The organism is Pseudarthrobacter sp. J1738, assembly GCF_050490315.1.
Classification (GTDB): domain Bacteria; phylum Actinomycetota; class Actinomycetes; order Actinomycetales; family Micrococcaceae; genus JBNPEO01.
On record NZ_JBNPEO010000008.1, the window covers coordinates 38,609 to 53,801 of the forward strand.

General features: G+C 58.7%; 18 protein-coding genes and 1 tRNA gene. 5 read left to right on the forward strand and 14 right to left on the reverse strand.

From position 1 onward, the window contains the following. Window positions 1-45 precede the first annotated feature (45 nt). The 10 genes from ACQR35_RS10925 to ACQR35_RS10970 all read right to left on the reverse strand — a co-directional run bounded on the left by ACQR35_RS10925 (window position 46) and on the right by ACQR35_RS10970 (window position 6,064). Window positions 46-231 (reverse strand): hypothetical protein, encoded by a 186-nt coding sequence (locus tag ACQR35_RS10925; protein ID WP_430270045.1) that lies wholly within the window; start codon window positions 229-231, stop codon window positions 46-48. Window positions 232-240: 9 nt separating this feature from the next. Then, the gene (locus tag ACQR35_RS10930) at window positions 241-693 is read right to left on the reverse strand and encodes a hypothetical protein (protein ID WP_430270046.1); all 453 of its coding nucleotides are present in this window, start codon (window positions 691-693) and stop codon (window positions 241-243) included. Beyond that, entirely contained in the window at window positions 694-1,233 is a 540-nt protein-coding gene (locus tag ACQR35_RS10935) for a hypothetical protein (RefSeq protein ID WP_430270047.1), read from the reverse strand. It lies immediately after the preceding gene. Next, entirely contained in the window at window positions 1,230-2,552 is a 1,323-nt protein-coding gene (locus ACQR35_RS10940) for a phage portal protein (protein WP_430270048.1), read from the reverse strand. The genes ACQR35_RS10935 and ACQR35_RS10940 overlap by 4 nt, the downstream gene beginning before the upstream one ends. A 10-nt stretch (window positions 2,553-2,562) precedes the next feature. Then, window positions 2,563-4,020: a terminase large subunit domain-containing protein gene (locus tag ACQR35_RS10945; protein ID WP_430270049.1), complete on the reverse strand. Its 1,458-nt coding sequence runs from the start codon at window positions 4,018-4,020 to the stop codon at window positions 2,563-2,565. Then, window positions 4,020-4,445 carry a hypothetical protein gene (locus ACQR35_RS10950; protein ID WP_430270050.1) on the reverse strand — a complete coding sequence of 142 codons (426 nt, stop codon included), beginning with the start codon at window positions 4,443-4,445 and terminating at the stop codon, window positions 4,020-4,022. Before ACQR35_RS10950 ends, ACQR35_RS10945 begins: the two co-directional genes overlap by 1 nt. After that, on the reverse strand, window positions 4,445-4,624 hold the full coding sequence (locus ACQR35_RS10955) for a hypothetical protein (RefSeq protein WP_430270051.1): 180 nt from the start codon (window positions 4,622-4,624) through the stop codon (window positions 4,445-4,447). The genes ACQR35_RS10950 and ACQR35_RS10955 overlap by 1 nt, the downstream gene beginning before the upstream one ends. Further along, window positions 4,621-5,199 (reverse strand): hypothetical protein, encoded by a 579-nt coding sequence (locus ACQR35_RS10960; RefSeq protein WP_430270052.1) that lies wholly within the window; start codon window positions 5,197-5,199, stop codon window positions 4,621-4,623. The genes ACQR35_RS10955 and ACQR35_RS10960 overlap by 4 nt, the downstream gene beginning before the upstream one ends. Before the next feature lie 39 nt (window positions 5,200-5,238). Further along, a complete protein-coding gene (locus ACQR35_RS10965) occupies window positions 5,239-5,781 on the reverse strand; it encodes a hypothetical protein (RefSeq protein ID WP_430270053.1) in 543 nt (180 codons plus the stop codon). Between the two features lie 76 nt (window positions 5,782-5,857). Continuing rightward, on the reverse strand, window positions 5,858-6,064 hold the full coding sequence (locus ACQR35_RS10970) for a helix-turn-helix transcriptional regulator (RefSeq protein ID WP_430270054.1): 207 nt from the start codon (window positions 6,062-6,064) through the stop codon (window positions 5,858-5,860). 125 nt (window positions 6,065-6,189) lie between these two features. Here ACQR35_RS10970 and ACQR35_RS10975 point away from each other — a divergent pair, with 125 nt between their 5' ends. After that, on the forward strand, window positions 6,190-6,942 hold the full coding sequence (locus ACQR35_RS10975) for a helix-turn-helix domain-containing protein (RefSeq protein WP_430270055.1): 753 nt from the start codon (window positions 6,190-6,192) through the stop codon (window positions 6,940-6,942). Then, complete coding sequence (locus tag ACQR35_RS10980; RefSeq protein ID WP_430270056.1) at window positions 6,929-8,062, forward strand: tyrosine-type recombinase/integrase; 1,134 nt, start codon at window positions 6,929-6,931, stop codon at window positions 8,060-8,062. Before ACQR35_RS10975 ends, ACQR35_RS10980 begins: the two co-directional genes overlap by 14 nt. A 62-nt stretch (window positions 8,063-8,124) precedes the next feature. Here the strand turns inward: ACQR35_RS10980 and ACQR35_RS10985 are convergent. Continuing rightward, window positions 8,125-8,214: transfer RNA gene (locus tag ACQR35_RS10985), tRNA-Ser, on the reverse strand. 106 nt (window positions 8,215-8,320) lie between these two features. Between ACQR35_RS10985 and ACQR35_RS10990 the strand changes: the two genes are divergently transcribed. Further along, window positions 8,321-9,619: a DNA glycosylase AlkZ-like family protein gene (locus tag ACQR35_RS10990; RefSeq protein WP_430270057.1), complete on the forward strand. Its 1,299-nt coding sequence runs from the start codon at window positions 8,321-8,323 to the stop codon at window positions 9,617-9,619. Here the strand turns inward: ACQR35_RS10990 and ACQR35_RS10995 are convergent. After that, the gene (locus tag ACQR35_RS10995) at window positions 9,603-10,100 is read right to left on the reverse strand and encodes a nucleoside deaminase (RefSeq protein WP_430270058.1); all 498 of its coding nucleotides are present in this window, start codon (window positions 10,098-10,100) and stop codon (window positions 9,603-9,605) included. The genes ACQR35_RS10990 and ACQR35_RS10995 overlap by 17 nt on opposite strands. Window positions 10,101-10,171: 71 nt before the next feature. Between ACQR35_RS10995 and ACQR35_RS11000 the strand changes: the two genes are divergently transcribed. Together ACQR35_RS11000 and upp are read left to right on the forward strand one after the other, a co-directional pair. Further along, a complete protein-coding gene (locus ACQR35_RS11000) occupies window positions 10,172-10,921 on the forward strand; it encodes a phosphatase PAP2 family protein (protein ID WP_430267487.1) in 750 nt (249 codons plus the stop codon). Between the two features lie 26 nt (window positions 10,922-10,947). Beyond that, window positions 10,948-11,583, forward strand: coding sequence for a uracil phosphoribosyltransferase (gene upp, locus ACQR35_RS11005; RefSeq protein WP_430267488.1), 636 nt, complete (start codon window positions 10,948-10,950; stop codon window positions 11,581-11,583). A 123-nt stretch (window positions 11,584-11,706) separates the two neighbouring features. On the opposite strand, the gene ACQR35_RS11010 is transcribed toward upp, so the two are convergent. Together ACQR35_RS11010 and ACQR35_RS11015 are read right to left on the reverse strand one after the other, a co-directional pair. Next, window positions 11,707-13,710, reverse strand: coding sequence for a glycosyltransferase family 39 protein (locus tag ACQR35_RS11010; RefSeq protein ID WP_430270059.1), 2,004 nt, complete (start codon window positions 13,708-13,710; stop codon window positions 11,707-11,709). Next, window positions 13,711-15,066: a glycosyltransferase gene (locus tag ACQR35_RS11015; RefSeq protein WP_430270060.1), complete on the reverse strand. Its 1,356-nt coding sequence runs from the start codon at window positions 15,064-15,066 to the stop codon at window positions 13,711-13,713. Between the last annotated feature and the right edge of the window lie 127 nt (window positions 15,067-15,193).

Sequence of the window (15,193 nt, forward strand, 5' to 3'; positions counted from 1 at the left end):
CCTAGGGGTATGCGAGTGAAGAACTGACTCCCTGTAAAGCGGGAATTACCGCATGACGTACATCTGATTGCTGACGCCCGGATTTTTTTCCACCAAGGGGACTCCGGTCACCATGGCGTACGCCCGGGCGAGGGCTTCAAGGTGTTCTCCACGGCGACTGGCACCTTGTCCAGCGGCCTCTTTGATTGCTTCGAGCAGCGCCGTTGCTGTTGCTTCCTTCAGTTCTTCCACGATGTTCCCCTAACCTGCGTTGGACCGGAGGATACCGGCAAGGCTGACAGTACCGGCAGACTCGGACATCAAGCCTTGACCAATGTCACCGGATGGTTTCCGGCTGGTCAAGTGCGGCTTGGCGGTCAGAAGAGCGTCCACAGCTGCGGCCAACGCCGAAGGGTCTTCGAGGTGATCAGCATTGAAGGCGAGGTCAGCCGGATCAGCCAGGCGTCCAGTCTCACGGACCAAGGCGGTGTGAAGCCGGGCGGCGTACTCATCAGCCTTCTTGGCCTTGACCCGGTTGTCACCGTTCTCCTTCCGGAGCTTTTCCACGTACTCACGCGGGAACGTCTCAGCGTCTCCTGTGCCGTCCGTAGCGTCCGTATCAACTTCCCCTACCTCCGGAGCATCTACGGCGTCCCGTGCCGTCTCTACGTCCGTCTCAGCGGGGTCTAGGGTAGTAACCTCTGAAGTAGTCATTTATTTTTCCTTTACTGTCGGGATTTGGATGCAAGTGCATCCCGGGTGGTGTGCCATAGATTTTGACGCGGAGAAAACTTGACCGTCTCTCCACCACCAGCGGCACAGCTGGCAAGCTTTTGGTGAGAGTCCACGAGTCCAGCCCTGCACGCGAGGCTGAGACTTGATGGCCTTTGAGTAGGCACGTGCACCTGAGTCGATAGGTGCCGTCCGTGCAATGCGCTGGATCCGCATCAGCATGTCCGCTTCCTTCGGGGGAGTGTCCAAGATTTCCCTGATCCCGCGAGCAACAAGGACGCTTCCGGACCGGATCGTGATCCCAGTGGCCGGCACCGCTGCACCGGTCTGTAACGTCAGCGTGGCCGCTAAGGACAAGTCAGCCAAAGACGCGGCCTGAAGGTTGGCCTTGGATATCAGGCTGGCCATAGTCGCAACGGTTTGAGCCTTGGTCAGCTGCCCGGCCTGAAACAACTCAAAGATCGTTACGGCCTTGGCTTCAGTCGCTGCGCCTAGGCCTGTCAGCGCCTCCACGTAGCTCACTGGGCAATTGCCGTAAGGTCGATGCCAGCAGCGTCCAGAGCCTCAGCACGAGCAGCTACACGGACCCGTTCAATCTGCTCCGGAGTCATCCCCAACGTGTCAGCCAAGATGACCGTCAGTGGGACACCAATGGTCTTGAGCTTCACAGCAGCATCAGCAGCCTGCGCCGGGGTCCGGGTCTCCGGTGATCCCCACACGGTCTCGTAATCCAGAGAGAAATAATCAGCGCCGGTGCTTACGGCAACCATCAGCTTGGCAACCTCAGCCCACGCTGCACCAAAGGTCATTTGCAACGAGTACGCACGAGATACCAGTGATGCCTCGGCGGCTCGGATGGAGTCAGCGGACGGCGGCTGATCACCATTGAGGCCGAGATAATGGGCCGGGAGCTGCGTCAGTGCACCGATCTGTGTGGTGACCATGTTGACCACATCTGAATAGCCGTCCAGGCGTGCGCCGTCGAACTGACCGAACTTCGTTTCCGGTGCCTCGGACTGCCATAGCCGGCCAGCTTCGTCTGGGAACGGGTTGACCACGTTGCCGTCTTCGTCCTCCACCAGCTCAAGGCCGGTTGCCCAACGTCGTGGCCGTGCGAAGAATTCGCTCGTGACCATCGCGTCAGCCATCAACTTGTTCAGAGCGTCAGCGAGGTCCAGGACGTCATTCATTTCAGATACGCCGTCAATCTCAGCGAGGCGTCCACGGTTCACGATAGGAAACACTGGGACCACGCCTAACGGGTTCGGAATGGTCTCCGTGACATTCCAGCCGGTAGAAGGAAAAGCGTCCGTTACGTTGGCCTTGGCCGTCAGCTTCACAATCTCATCCGGCAAGTACAGAACCGCGTACCCGGTGTTGTTCTCAGACCAGCGCTTCAATGCTGCCGTGACTTCACGAGTCGCCGGGTTTCGTAGCACAGCCATGCTTCGAGGTGACTCCACCGTCACCAGTGGCGCACCATCCCGGCCAGCCCATACGGTCACAAAAGAACGTCCGTAGATCAGTGCATCAGTGTGAGCCTGAGCGGAACCATTCTGCATACCGTTACGCTTCCAAAACTTCCACAGCCCCGGGTCAGCGGACTCAGCACCGTCAGCCTTGAAGCCAGTCACCGCCAAACGCTCTGCAAGGGCCGTGCAAGCCAGCCGGGGGAAGTTCACGGACAAGGACCGGAAACGATTCCCAAGAGCCTTAGAAGCCTCCGGAGCCAAGAATGCTGCGGCCTGCGTGCCCTGCCAGTACGAGTCCAAAGTCAACAGACCAGGCTCGGACTCGGTGAGCTTGTCGGACAAAAGTTTGATAACACCGTTGAAGGTCAAAATAGTCTCCTTAGAACGACGCCACACGGCGGCGCTTAGTGTTTGTTTGGTGCCATGCGGCGCGGTCCAGGGCAACGATGGCCGCAACAGCAGCATCGATCTTGCGAGGAGAATTCCTCTTGTCCTTGGAAACCAAGTCCCCCAACGCGGTGGACTTCGCAACGCAGTGCGCAATGTGTTTGGCTAGGTCTTCGTTGCCGTCGTGGCTGACGGTATTCATGGCGACGGCTTGGAACATTCGGTCAGTGGCCGGTGCCATGCGCTGAGCGTGGGCGGTGTTCCATTCCAAGATCCGCTTTTCACCGTGGCGCTTAGACCAGCCTTCAAGTTCGCTGCGCCAGCCCCATGGATCCGCTGCGAGCTCTGCGACGTCGTAACGGTCAAAAGCATCAGCAATGGTCTGATCCACTTCAGAGCGTGGGACCCTCCACCGTGGGTCGCCAGGGTTCTCCCACAAGCCAATGATGAACAAGTGCGGGTTCTCAATCGTGCATCCCACGAGTGCAGTGGAGTCACCAGAAGCGGAACCATCAAAGCCCATGACGATCCGTTCGCCCGGTGCCACGATTCGGGCCGGATCCGCGTTAGCTTCCCAGACCCCAAACGGTAGCCACGAGTCCACACCGGTTACCCATTGACCAAGGCGCAACTGCCTGAACACCGGTTCACGAATGGTTTTCCGAACAGCATCCAGAGCGTCCTCGGCCAAGAACGGATCCTTGCAAGCCAATGCAGGATTCGCGGTCCTCCAGGCGTCGCGGTCCTCAAGGTCGCAATCATCCGGTGCGCAATATTCTTTGAAGTAGAACTGAGGGTCAGTCTCAGAGCGTCCGTGCTTCACCAAAGTCCACATGATCGAGTCTTCAGAAGCGGCCGGCGTGCTGATGGCCAGCGTCAAAGATTCCTCACGCTTACCAGCTGCCGTAGTTGCCGCCTCCCACACCGCCTCAGTGACAACGTGCAGCTCATCTACTACTAGGAGCGACGGGTCATAACCCTGAAGTGCACCGTACTCAGCCGGGAGCGGGATCAGAGAAGCATCATTCTCAGGAACATAAAGCCGGTCCTGATAAACCTGAACACGGTCAGCCAATTCAGGGTTCAACTCCACCATGCGCTTGGCCAGCTTGAACGTAATCATGGCCTGACGCTGATCAGAAGCCACCACCAGCACCTCAGCAGACGGCGGACCAACAAACAATTCAGCCAACCCAAGCATCGCCGCAAACGCCGTTTTTCCATTACCACGAGGCAGAGACACCAAAGCAGTCCGAACACCAGGAGCAAACGCGCCCCGGATCAGTTCCTGCTGAAACGCCCTCAAAGCAACCGGCTTACCAGCACCATGGCCACGAGGAACAACCAAAAAGTCCTTGATAAACCGCTCACGACGCTTAGCCCGATCCTTCGGCCAGCCCCTGAAGTCCAGCGGATCCGCCGTAATAGCCCTTTTCGGCCCCGCAACCACTACTTGCCACCCCCCTCGAAGTACCCGATACCGGGAGTATCTGAAACTTTGCCAATCGCCCGGGGGTCCTTTGAAGCATCAATCAGCCCCAACTCCCCACCTCGAGCTGCACCGCGCTTGGAGTTGCACGGACGGCAGACCACCGTGATGTCCTCCAGGCGGATCACTTGACCTCGTGCTTTCCGCGCCCAAGCTTCCTCAGAATGGTCAGCAGTGAGGTCTGATGTGGAACCACAGTCCAAGCAGAATGGTTGGAGCTGCCGTGCACGCTTAGACAACTTGGACCACGTGTAGTCGTAGCCTCGTGCCGTGCTGGATCCCTTGAGCTGATGGGAAGGCGACGGTGCTGGCTTGCGTCGATGATCGATGCACAGTGCTTGATCAGTGACAGCACCACACTCTGAACAAACCTTCAGCAACCCCATCAGTTCACGTCCTTCATGCACGTGCACGTCTCAACACGGTCCCGAAGCTCGGACTCGATCAAGTCATAGTCAGCCTCAAGCTGCTTGATCCGATAGTCCATGGCCTTGATAACAAAGTCCTTCTGCCGTGCACGCTGCTTCCACCACGCACGAGAGTCCTCCTGAACATGGCGACTCATGAGGCCACCCCCAACTTCCATGCACAGTCTTCACAGACGTCACGGCCAGCATTCACTGCACGCTGATTCAACTTCCCGTTGCAGTCTTCAGAAGCACAATCAGGGAAGTCTCTGATGATCTTCAAGGAAGGTTCTTCTTTCATGTTTTGTGTACTTCCTTCATCAAAAGCCTGTCTTGTCCTGTCCTGTCCTACGTCACGCGTTACGTTGCCCGTTACGTCACGCGTTACGGGGGAGTTATCCTTGTTGTCCTTCTGCCCATCGCGCCACTTCTGCTGACGCACTTTGTTCTTGTCCTTCTGCTCTTGAACCACGGCGGCGAGCTCCTGTCCAAGGCCACCTTGGTAGGCCTTCTTGTTCCAGTCCACGAACTGGTAGCCGTCAACGGTCGCGTGCCAGAGACCCAGGTCAGCGATCTCACTGTTGGCCCTAGGTTGTTCGCCCTGAGGGTGCAGAAGGGCGAGATACCGGCGCTTGATCAGACCGTCCGTGCCAGCTTCGTTGGACCAAGCGATTGCCTTGGTGAACACGCACCAAGCGTCAACACTCATCTCGATGAACCGGGGTTCATTCATCCACTTGCCCGGTATCCGCCCGTCTGTCATCCCTGACCCCTACTTGGAAACCGTGTTGGACTGCTCCAGCAGCACGGTGTGGGCGGTCATCTCCATGAGGTCTTGCGCGTAGGCCAGGGTTTCCTGCCAAGTCATCTCGCCGTCATCGTGCGTCCAGTACGTCAGCGAGAATTTGCCAGTGTGGGAGTCCCATTCGGAGATGATGGTCCAGCGGTCGCGCTCGATGCCTTTACCAACGAAGGATCCAACAACTTCGTCCATAGGCCGGAACCCTTCGGGAACCTTGAAGTTGTCGAAGTCGAGCTTGAAGCTGGCGTCACCAAGTTCCGGCTCCCACCAGTTCTCTCCAAGCGCGTCGTTGAGGAGGTCCAGCAGCTCGGAGGCGTCCATCTCCAGTTCAGTGGCGAGCTTGAAGAATTCCTGCACGGTAATCGGGGTCTTGATAGTCTTGTTCATGGAACTAACTCCTTGGTAGGTGATGGTTTCGTTGGCCGTGGCGTGTTCTTTGGCGAGAGCGTCACGGTCTTTTTCTGTTTTCAGGCGGATCTTGCACGCCTTCGCTGGCGTAGTACTCGTGATCATCGGATTTCCCTATCTGCTCGAATGAATGCCGGGATGAATGCGCCCATGATGCAGATGGTTGCAAGGACGGCGGCGATCATGCGCTGACCTGCTCGCCGGTCTGCTGCCGGGTCTGGGCTTCGATCCAAGACATCAGATCGGATTCCATGTACCGGATGGACCTGCCGCCGATTTTTACGAAGCGGGGTCCTTTGCCGAGGTAACGCATCTGGGCCAAGGCGCCGGGGGTAATTCCCAACCACTCTGCTACTGCTGCTGGCTTCAAAGCCTTATTTGTTTCCATCACGCCTCCATCTTTAAGGTCATGACCTTCATCTTTTGGAGGTCTACTTACATAGTAATCACATAGGGGCGATTTCGTCAACAACGGTAGGTTGACCTTCATCTTTTGTATGTCAGACTGAGGGCATGGCTGGACAAAAAATGGAACTAGGACCGACTGGCAATAATGTTGCCCGGAACATCAAGCGCTGCCGAGAAGCTGACCGGCTCAACTACGCGGAACTCTCGCGAAAGGTGACAGACCTTGGCCGTCCAATCTCACCGCTGGCGATCCGGCGCATAGAAGAGGGCGAGCGTCGCGTTGATGTTGACGACTTAATGGCCCTCACCGTGGCACTGAACGTCAACCCAAACGAACTACTGCTTACGACGGTTCAAGAAGGTGACGATGACGACGTGAGCAGCTCCGTGACTGGCGCTCCGGCTGGAACGACAGCTGCCCAAGCGTGGGACTGGAGCCAAGGGTTTAGACTCCTGAGCAACCAGGAAGGTGGATTTAAATTTAGTACCACCGAGAAGGACGATGGGCCGCTGGATCGCGTCGCCAGGATCAACCGCGAAGTTGGCGACGCTTTGAACGAAACCATGATGCTGGGCGACGGTGGCGAGTGGGAGGAAGAACTCAGGGTTCTACTGTTCAGTGCGAACTATCACTTTGCCAGCTTGGACGGGGGCGAGATTCTTTCCCTGTGGCGAATTGACACCGATGGAAATGGGTTTGAAGTCGCCGCCGTGCCCCGAAGTGGCGGCGATATCGTGCGATGGGTCAACCGAGTCAAGAAGACTGTTGTTGCTATTGCGTCAAAGTCGGCTGAAGCGGCGGTTGTCCGTGACGATGTATTAAAGGCCCTGAAGAACGTGCCAGATGGCAACGATTGAGCCATACGAGACCAAGGCCGGCAAGCGCTACCAGGTGCGCTACCGGAAACCGGACCGAACGCAGACCAAGAAGCGCGGGTTCAAAACCAAGCGGGATGCTCAACTGTTTCTATCGTCCAACGAGGTAGCCAAGGCCAAGGGTGAATTCATTGACCCGGGTGCAGCTCGTGTCTTGGTTGGATCGCTTGGGCCGGCGTGGCTGAAACGTCAGACGCACTTGAAGCCGTCTTCTTATAGGCCGCTTGAGATTGCGTGGCGGATCTACGTGGCTCCACGGTGGGCCACGGTCCCAGTTTCTGAGGTCCAGAAAACTGACATTCAAGAATGGGTGTCCAGGCTGACGGTGGGGGACAACACGGTCAAGCCGCCAGTGACTGCAAAGAGTGCCACTACGGTAATCCGCGCTTTTGGTGTGCTGGCTTCCATCTTGGACGGTGCTGTTGATGATAGGCGCGTCCTAGTCAATCCTGCGCGGGGCGTGAACCTGCCTAGGAAGGGCAAGAAGGCGCACGTCTACCTTTCCCACGAGCAAGTTCACGAGCTGGCGGCAGAGAGCAAATACCCGACACTGATTCTCGTGCTGGCGTACTGCGGTTTGCGATGGGGCGAAGCAACCGGACTACGGGTGAAGCACTTGGATATGCTCCGGCGTCGGATGTTGATTGAAGAGAATGCCGTCCAAGTGGGAGCCATCATTGAAGTTGGCACGCCGAAGAACCACCAGAAGCGCACCGTGCCGTTTCCGAAGTTCCTGTCAGATCAGTTGGCTGTGCAATGCGAGGGCAAGGGCCGGGATGACTTGGTGTTCTCAGACGAAAAAGGCAACTACTTGCGCTTGGCCAGAGTCCACGAGGACAACATGAGTTGGTTTGCCGGTGCCGTGAAGCGTTCAGGCATTCCAAGGATCACACCGCACGATCTCCGGCACACTGCGGCCAGCTTGTCTGTGAGCGCCGGTGCCAACGTAAAAGCGATACAGCGGATGCTTGGACACAGTAGTGCTGCCATGACTTTGGACGTGTATGCAGACCTGTTTGATGAGGATTTGGACGCAGTTGCGGCGGCTCTAGATCAAGCTGTTTCACAATCGGATGTGCCCAAAATGTGCCCAAAACCCTAATTTCTGGCAAAGCAAAAGGCCCCACTTCCCTTTATTTACAAGGAAAATGAGGCCTTCAGAGTTGGCGGTGACGGTGGGATTTGAACCCACGTTGGCTTTGACACCAAACAACATTTCGAGTGTTGCACCTTCGGCCGCTCGGACACGTCACCAAACATGAATACATTACCGGAGCTGCGGGGCATCCCCAAACCGGGTCACCGCCGGGACCTCCCACTCGCGCTATATATCGTGCCCAGATACGCGCACAATGGACCCATGAGCAGCACCAGCGCCAACGCCACCACGGACCTGAACCCGGCACCGCCAGAGCCGGCTACCCTCACGCCAGAATTTCTGCGCGCTTGGTTCTGGCACAAACAAGGCCTGGACGGCTCGCTCGCAGGAGCGTCCCCAGAGCAGGTCCTCGCCACCGCAGGCTGGGCGCGGTCCGTTGGCGGCGCAAACCCCTACCTCACGCTCTTCGCCCGGGCGGGAATTACCCGCAAACAAACGGACCAGACCGTCCAAAACCTTGACATTCACGAGCTTCCCACCGCCCGAGGTTGCACCTACGTCCTCGGCAAGTCCGACTTCCGCTGGGCCCTGAGACTCGGGGCCGACGCAGCCCTCGCGTCCATGAAAGTCCTCGAACGGCTCGGCGTGGAACGCGGCGAAATCACCCTCCTGGAAGAACAAGTCCTCCACACCCTCAACGAAGAACAACAGCCCCTAGACCCCAAACAACTCCGCGAACTCTTGGGCGAATCTGTCCGCAGTCTAGGGGAGGAGGGGCGCAAAAAAGGCGCCTCCACCACACTCCCCACCGCACTGGGACTCCTCCAAGCCGACGGTCGCATCCGTCGCGTTCCCATCAACGGCCGTCTCGATCAGCAGCGCTACGCCTACACCGCCTGGCAGCTCACCCCAAACGAAAACAGCACAGCAGAAAACAGCGCCGAAGAAAGCAGCACAGACGAAAACAGCAACAAACTAACGGACGACGGCGTTCGGAACCTTCTGATGCAGCGTTACCTCGGCTGGACTGGCGGCGCCACGGCCAAACAATCCCAATGGTTCACCGGCTTCACCGTGGCCCAAACCAAAAGGGCGCTCGCCGCCGTCGGCGCCTCCGAAGTGACCACAGCGGCAGGTGAACAACTCTGGATGCTGCCCGACGACGTCGTACGGCTTGGCGCTTTTACGTCAGCAAAAACCGAACAGATCCAGCTCTTGGCCGGCACTGATTCACTGTTTCTGCTGCGACGAAACGCTGCAGACTATTTGGACCCCGCTGACAAGGACAAAAAAGTTCTGGACGGCACACTCGCGCTCCAAGCCGATCTCCCAGACCACCCCATCCTTGACCGTGGCCGAATCATTGGCCTGTGGCAATACGATCCGGGGCAGGAACAAATTGCCTACTGGCTCTTCGTCAAAGAAACCGCGGCCATCAAAGACCGCATCAAAGAGGTAGAAGCCTGGATCCGGGACGAGCTGGGCGACTTCAGATCCTTCAGCCTCGATTCGGCCAAATCACGTCAAAAGCGAATCGACGCGCTCAACGCCGCGAGCTAAAAAAGTCCTGCAAGAGGGCAACGGACTCGGCCTCACGCACACCCGGATAAACCTCAACCCAATGATTGAGCCTGCGTTCGCGCAAAACATCAAACACCGAACCGGCAGCCCCAGCCTTCTCATCCCACGCGCCAAAAACCACCCGGGGAATCCGCGCCAAAACAACCGCTCCAGCGCACATGGCACAGGGTTCCAGCGTCACCACCAGCGTGCAGTCTTCCAGCCGCCAACCGTCTGACGGGCCAGAAGCAGCCAGCGTCCGCGCCGCTTCCCGGATGGCCAAAACCTCGGCATGCGCCGTGGGGTCGCCACCGGCTTCGCGCTCATTCCGGCCCGTACCCAGCACCGCACCATCGGGCCCAATCACCACTGCACCAATCGGCACATCGGCAGTATCCAATGCCCGCCGGGCCTCATCCAAAGCCAAACCCATCCACGTATGGTGGGTGATGTTGTGCGGCACGGAGCTCGATTGGGGCATGTCTCAATGATAGGTTCGGTCCGGAAAGTACAGCCCACATTCACGCACCAAGATTCCAAGGAGAACATCACGTGAAGGCGCAGGCACAGAAGATCGCCAAATGGATTGCCAGCTCGATGGGACCGTATTCAGCCATGTGGCTGACGCTCATCATCGGAATGGGGATTGTATTGGGCTTGGCCCTTGCCGGTGCCGAAGTCTACGAAGACGTTGTTGAATCCGACGGCGTTGCCTCCCTGGATCACCCGGCCCTTGCCTACGCCAAAACGCTGCGCACCCCAGGCCTAGACTCGGCCGTCACAGCGTTCACCAACGTGGGTGGCGTCTACGGAATGCCCATTCTGGCGGTCCTTGTTGCTGCACTGCTGACCTGGAAAACACACAACTGGCGGCCAGTAATTCTGATCGTCGCAGCAGGGGCAGGATCCCTACTGGCCACGGTGGTGGGCAAAAAACTCATTGGCCGGGTTCGCCCCGCCACCGCTGACGCCGTCCCGCCCTACGAAACCTCGCCGTCCTTCCCCAGTGGCCACACACTCAACGCAACGGTGATAATCGGCGTCGTGGTGTATTTGCTGTGCCTTGAGATTAGACGTAACTGGCTCAAGGTCCTGGTGATTTTGGCGGGCGGCGCTTTTGTGATCTTTATGGGACTCAGCCGCGTCTTCCTAGGCCACCACTGGCTCACCGACGTGATGGCCGCGTGGGCTCTGGGCCTCGCGTGGCTGGCCCTGGTGATTCTGGCCCATCAACTTTTCCACGCCGTCCGCCACCGGCACAACAACATCAATAACAGTGTGAGCCCCGCCCCAGCAGAGTAAGTGGCGCCGGGTGATAACTTTGACCCATGCGCACAATCGTCGTCGATCACCCCCTCGTTGCCCACAAACTCACCGTTCTCAGGGACAAAAACACCTCATCACCGGTATTCCGATTGCTGACTGAGGAACTTGTAACCCTGCTGGCTTACGAGGCCACCCGCGAGGTGAAAACCGAGCCCGTCACGATTGAAACCCCGGTAGCCACCACCATCGGCACCGCCTTCACCAAGCCCACCCCCTTGGTGGTCCCCATCCTGCGCGCAGGTTTGGGCATGCTCGAGGGCATGACCAAACTGGTCCCCACCGCCGAGGTTGGCTTTTTGGGTATGGCCCGGGACGAAGAAACCCTGGACATCATCACCTACGCCGAGCGTCTCCCCGAGGACCTGACCGGCCGCCAAATCTTTGTTCTGGACCCCATGCTCGCCACCGGTGGCACCCTGCGTGAGGCCATCAAATTCCTCTTCCGCCGCGGCGCCTCTGACGTGACCTGCATCTGCTTGCTCGCCGCACCCGAGGGGCTCGCCAAACTCGAAGAAGAACTCCATGACGCCAACGTCACAGTAGTGCTCGCGTCCATCGACGAGAAGCTCAACGAAAAGTCCTACATCGTCCCCGGTTTGGGCGACGCTGGCGATCGCCTCTACGGCGTGGCAGGCTAAGCACTTCCGCCCCACGCGCGCTACACGCACGCTGAACAAAAACGCTGTACCAACAAAAAACCCGGACCGGCGAACACCCCTCAATGTGTGTTCGCTAGCCCGGGTTTTTTGCTCTGGCACCGGCTACTTGGTGAGTTTGTAGACGGTGGAGTTTCCTACGGTTTGCGCCGTGAAGTTAGCGGCAACCCACGAAGCAACCTCTGAGCTTCCGCCCATGCCTCCACCTGCGCCGCCGCCGGCACCGCCACCTGGACCGCCGCCCATTCCACCGGAGATGAAGTAGCCAATCTGGCCGTCCTCCACCATCTGCTGGAACTGCGCCAGTGTGGGGTACGGATCGCTACCGTTCCAGCCGCCGAGTGCAATCACGCTGGTGTCTGATGCCAGCTCCAGAGAGGCAGCCTGCGTGGCTCCCGACACAATCGCTGACCACTTGGTGTTGGTGGACTTCAACAATGCAGTCACTTCAGCATCTGCTGCACCTTCACCGCCCATTCCACCCTGCATGGCGCCGCCACCCAGACCACGGACACTAGTTGTTGAGGCCGGGCCAGAGACGGGGATAGAACCAGAATGCGGTGTAGCTGCCGTAGCAAGAGTCCACGCACCAGTGCTCAGCCCACCGGCCAGCAAACACAAAGCGATCACAGCCCCACTCAGGCTGCGCCCGCTCAGGCTGCGCCCACCCAGGTTACGCCCGGCAGCCTGACCCGCCCCGCCTTTCTTCAGCTGGATTTCATCCACCCGGAAAAGCAACGCCAACGCGGCCAGCACCCCAAGCACTACTGTGACAATGCGCAACCAAGGCAACCACGCGGCGTCGGACATAAGGAGAATTGCGCCCCAAACCGAGGTGCCAGCCACCGCAACGGCCAGCACAATTCGCGCCGGCCAGTAGGCCCGCCCACGCCACAGCTCGGTTGCGCCGATACCCACCACGGCGGCGATCGCCGGGGCAAGAGCCACCGCATAATACGGGTGCACAATGCCGGACATAAAGCTGAAAATCCCGGCAGTGACAACCAGCCAGCCGCCCCACATCAAGAGTGCTGCGCGGGTGCGGGAGGTGCGGATAGCCTTGCGGGTAAACCACAGCCCCGCCACCAAGAGCAGCAAGGCTGCAGGCAGTAGCCACGAAACCTCTGTCCCAAAACTGTTGCCAAACATTCGGAGGATTCCGGTGGCTCCACCAAAGCTTGAGTTACCGCCACCCATTCCGCCGCCGGGCATCCCACCGGACATACCACCCGAGCCGCCGCCTTCGTTGCCGGTGATTCGGCCTAGACCGTTGTAACCGAAGGTCAGTTCCAGGAAGCTGTTGTTGCTGGAACCTGCCATGTACGGGCGGATCGAGGTGGGTGTGAGTGTAAAGAGGAGCAAATAGCTGCCCGCCACTGCAACAATTCCGGCCGCCGCACCCAGCAAGTGCAAGATTCGTTTGCCCAAGGTTGTGGGCGCAGCCCAGAGGTAGGCGAGCGCCAGCCCCGGCACAATCAGGAACCCTTGGAGCATCTTGGTCAGGAACGCCAAACCAATGATCGCGCCAGCAGCTACCAGCCATTTCCAGCCAGCCTTCTCGATGGCACGCGTGGTGAAATAAGCTGCCAGAACCAGGCACAAAGTGAGCATGGCATCCGGGTTATTGAACCGAAACATCAGCGCAGCCACAGGGGTAAGCGCCAGGGCGCCGCCGGCAATCAGCCCCGCAGCGGGACCGGAGACACGCTTAACTGTTAGATACAAAAATCCGACGGCGGCAACCCCCATGAGCGCTTCGGGAACCAACATGCTCCACGAGTTAAAGCCGAAGATCCGTCCAGAAAGTGCCGGGATCCACAACGATGCAGGCGGTTTGTCCACCGTGATCGCATTGCCCGGGTCCAAGGAACCGAAGAGCAGTGCCGTCCAGTTTTTGGTTCCGGACTGGATGGCCGCCGCGTAAAAAGAGTTGCCGTAGCCGGTGGCACCCAAATTCCACAGGTACAACACTGCTGTGGCAAGCAGCAGGAGCGCCGCGCTGGTCCGGATCCACCGAGCTTGGCCGCCGTAAACGAGCTGGTTTTGGCGTTGGGTTTTGGCCAGAGCGCGTTGCTCGGCGGGGGTCTTGGGGGAGATGGTGGCAGTCATTTACTCAGCCGTTTCAGTTGAAGAGGAAGCGGAATTTCCGGAACGTGGTGCACCGGTAGTGGAATGGCGGCGCTGGCGGAAAACCCAGAGCCGGAAGAGGAGGAATTTGACCACTGTTGCGGCAAGGTTCGCTCCTGTGACAATCAGCAGTTCTACCCAGCGGGCAGGGGCCTCGGCGCCTGAATGTAGGGCCAGCAGGGCGCCGGCCGTGAGTAGCCAACCGATTCCAAAAACCAACAAGCCTTCAAAGTGATGCCGAGCTGCACCGGCCCGGCCCAAAATGCCGAAGGTGAAGCGACGGTTCGCTGCGGTGTTGGCAATCGCTGTACTCAGCAGGGCAATAAAGTTTGCCAGTTGCGGGTCCATGATGTTCCGGCACAGCGCGAAGATCACCAAGTACGCGATGGTGGAGGCAATGCCGATCGTGCCAAAACGAATCAACTGACCAAACAATGAAGCTTGGGGGGTTTGTTCGGACGCGCGGGACGCTGCGGGTATGGGGCCGCGGGCTAGGGCTGCGCGCAACTCGGGGACCGGGATGCGGCCGGAGACAAGGTCGCGGCTGAGCCGGAACATACCGCGCAGATCGGCAAGTGCGGTTTGAACAATGTCCACACTCGAATCCGGATCATCGGTCCAGTCCACCGGGACCTCATGGACGCGCAAACCGGTGCGTTCTGCCAAGACCAGTAGCTCAGTGTCAAAGAACCAGCCGGTGTCCACGGTGTGGGGGAGGAGCCGTTGACCAACATCCGCGCGAATAGCTTTGAACCCACACTGCGCATCAGAAAATTTGGCGCCCATCAGCGAGTGGAGCAAGAAGTTGTAGCTGCGTGAGATGAACTCACGTTTGGGGCCGCGCACCACCACAGAGCTGCGGGAAAGTCGGCTACCAATGGCCATATCCGAGTGCCCCGAAATGAGCGGAGCCAAGAGTGGGCCCAGTGCGGCAAGATCGGTGGAGAGGTCCACATCCATGTACGCAAGAACGGGCGACGGCGAGGCCAGCCACACCTTTCGCAGCGCGTTACCCCGCCCTTTTTCGGCCAAATGAACTGCTGCTACTTCCGGAATTTCCCGGGACAACCGTTCTGCCACTTTGAGGGTGGAATCCGTGCTGGCGTTGTCCGCCACGGTGATTCGGAACGAGTGGGGAAAACTATCGCTCAGGTATGCGTAGAGGCGCCGGATGCACTCTTCAAGGTCCTTTTCCTCGTTGTAAACCGGAATGGCCACATCCAGGATCGGGACTGCGACTCGCGTGTCTACGGCGCTTCGCCGCAGGGGCAGGATCCCGCGATACCCGGGCGATGCGGCCGCGGATGCATCAACTTTTGCCTGGTCAGTGATCGTCATGTTTCAACACTGAAGGGCGGTGTTGTGCTGGCTTTAGGTCAAAGCTGTGTAGATGCTGTGCACTATGAAGGAGCGCAAAGAAAAGGTCCCGGCGTGATGCCGAGACCTTTTCTCACGAGTGAGGATT

Bases quoted from the DNA above. Each gene is read 5' to 3' on its own strand.
- ACQR35_RS10930 (WP_430270046.1), bottom strand. From the start codon at position 693: ATGACTACTTCAGAGGTTACTACCCTAGACCCCGCTGAGACGGACGTA.
- ACQR35_RS10950 (WP_430270050.1), bottom strand. From the start codon at position 4,445: ATGGGGTTGCTGAAGGTTTGTTCAGAGTGTGGTGCTGTCACTGATCAA.
- ACQR35_RS10955 (WP_430270051.1), bottom strand. From the start codon at position 4,624: ATGAGTCGCCATGTTCAGGAGGACTCTCGTGCGTGGTGGAAGCAGCGT.
- ACQR35_RS10960 (WP_430270052.1), bottom strand. From the start codon at position 5,199: ATGAATGAACCCCGGTTCATCGAGATGAGTGTTGACGCTTGGTGCGTG.
- ACQR35_RS10965 (WP_430270053.1), bottom strand. From the start codon at position 5,781: ATGATCACGAGTACTACGCCAGCGAAGGCGTGCAAGATCCGCCTGAAA.
- ACQR35_RS10970 (WP_430270054.1), bottom strand. From the start codon at position 6,064: ATGGAAACAAATAAGGCTTTGAAGCCAGCAGCAGTAGCAGAGTGGTTG.
- ACQR35_RS10975 (WP_430270055.1), top strand. From the start codon at position 6,190: ATGGCTGGACAAAAAATGGAACTAGGACCGACTGGCAATAATGTTGCC.
- ACQR35_RS10980 (WP_430270056.1), top strand. From the start codon at position 6,929: ATGGCAACGATTGAGCCATACGAGACCAAGGCCGGCAAGCGCTACCAG.
- ACQR35_RS10990 (WP_430270057.1), top strand. From the start codon at position 8,321: ATGAGCAGCACCAGCGCCAACGCCACCACGGACCTGAACCCGGCACCG.
- ACQR35_RS10995 (WP_430270058.1), bottom strand. From the start codon at position 10,100: ATGCCCCAATCGAGCTCCGTGCCGCACAACATCACCCACCATACGTGG.
- upp (WP_430267488.1), top strand. From the start codon at position 10,948: ATGCGCACAATCGTCGTCGATCACCCCCTCGTTGCCCACAAACTCACC.
- ACQR35_RS11010 (WP_430270059.1), bottom strand. From the start codon at position 13,710: ATGACTGCCACCATCTCCCCCAAGACCCCCGCCGAGCAACGCGCTCTG.
- ACQR35_RS11015 (WP_430270060.1), bottom strand. From the start codon at position 15,066: ATGACGATCACTGACCAGGCAAAAGTTGATGCATCCGCGGCCGCATCG.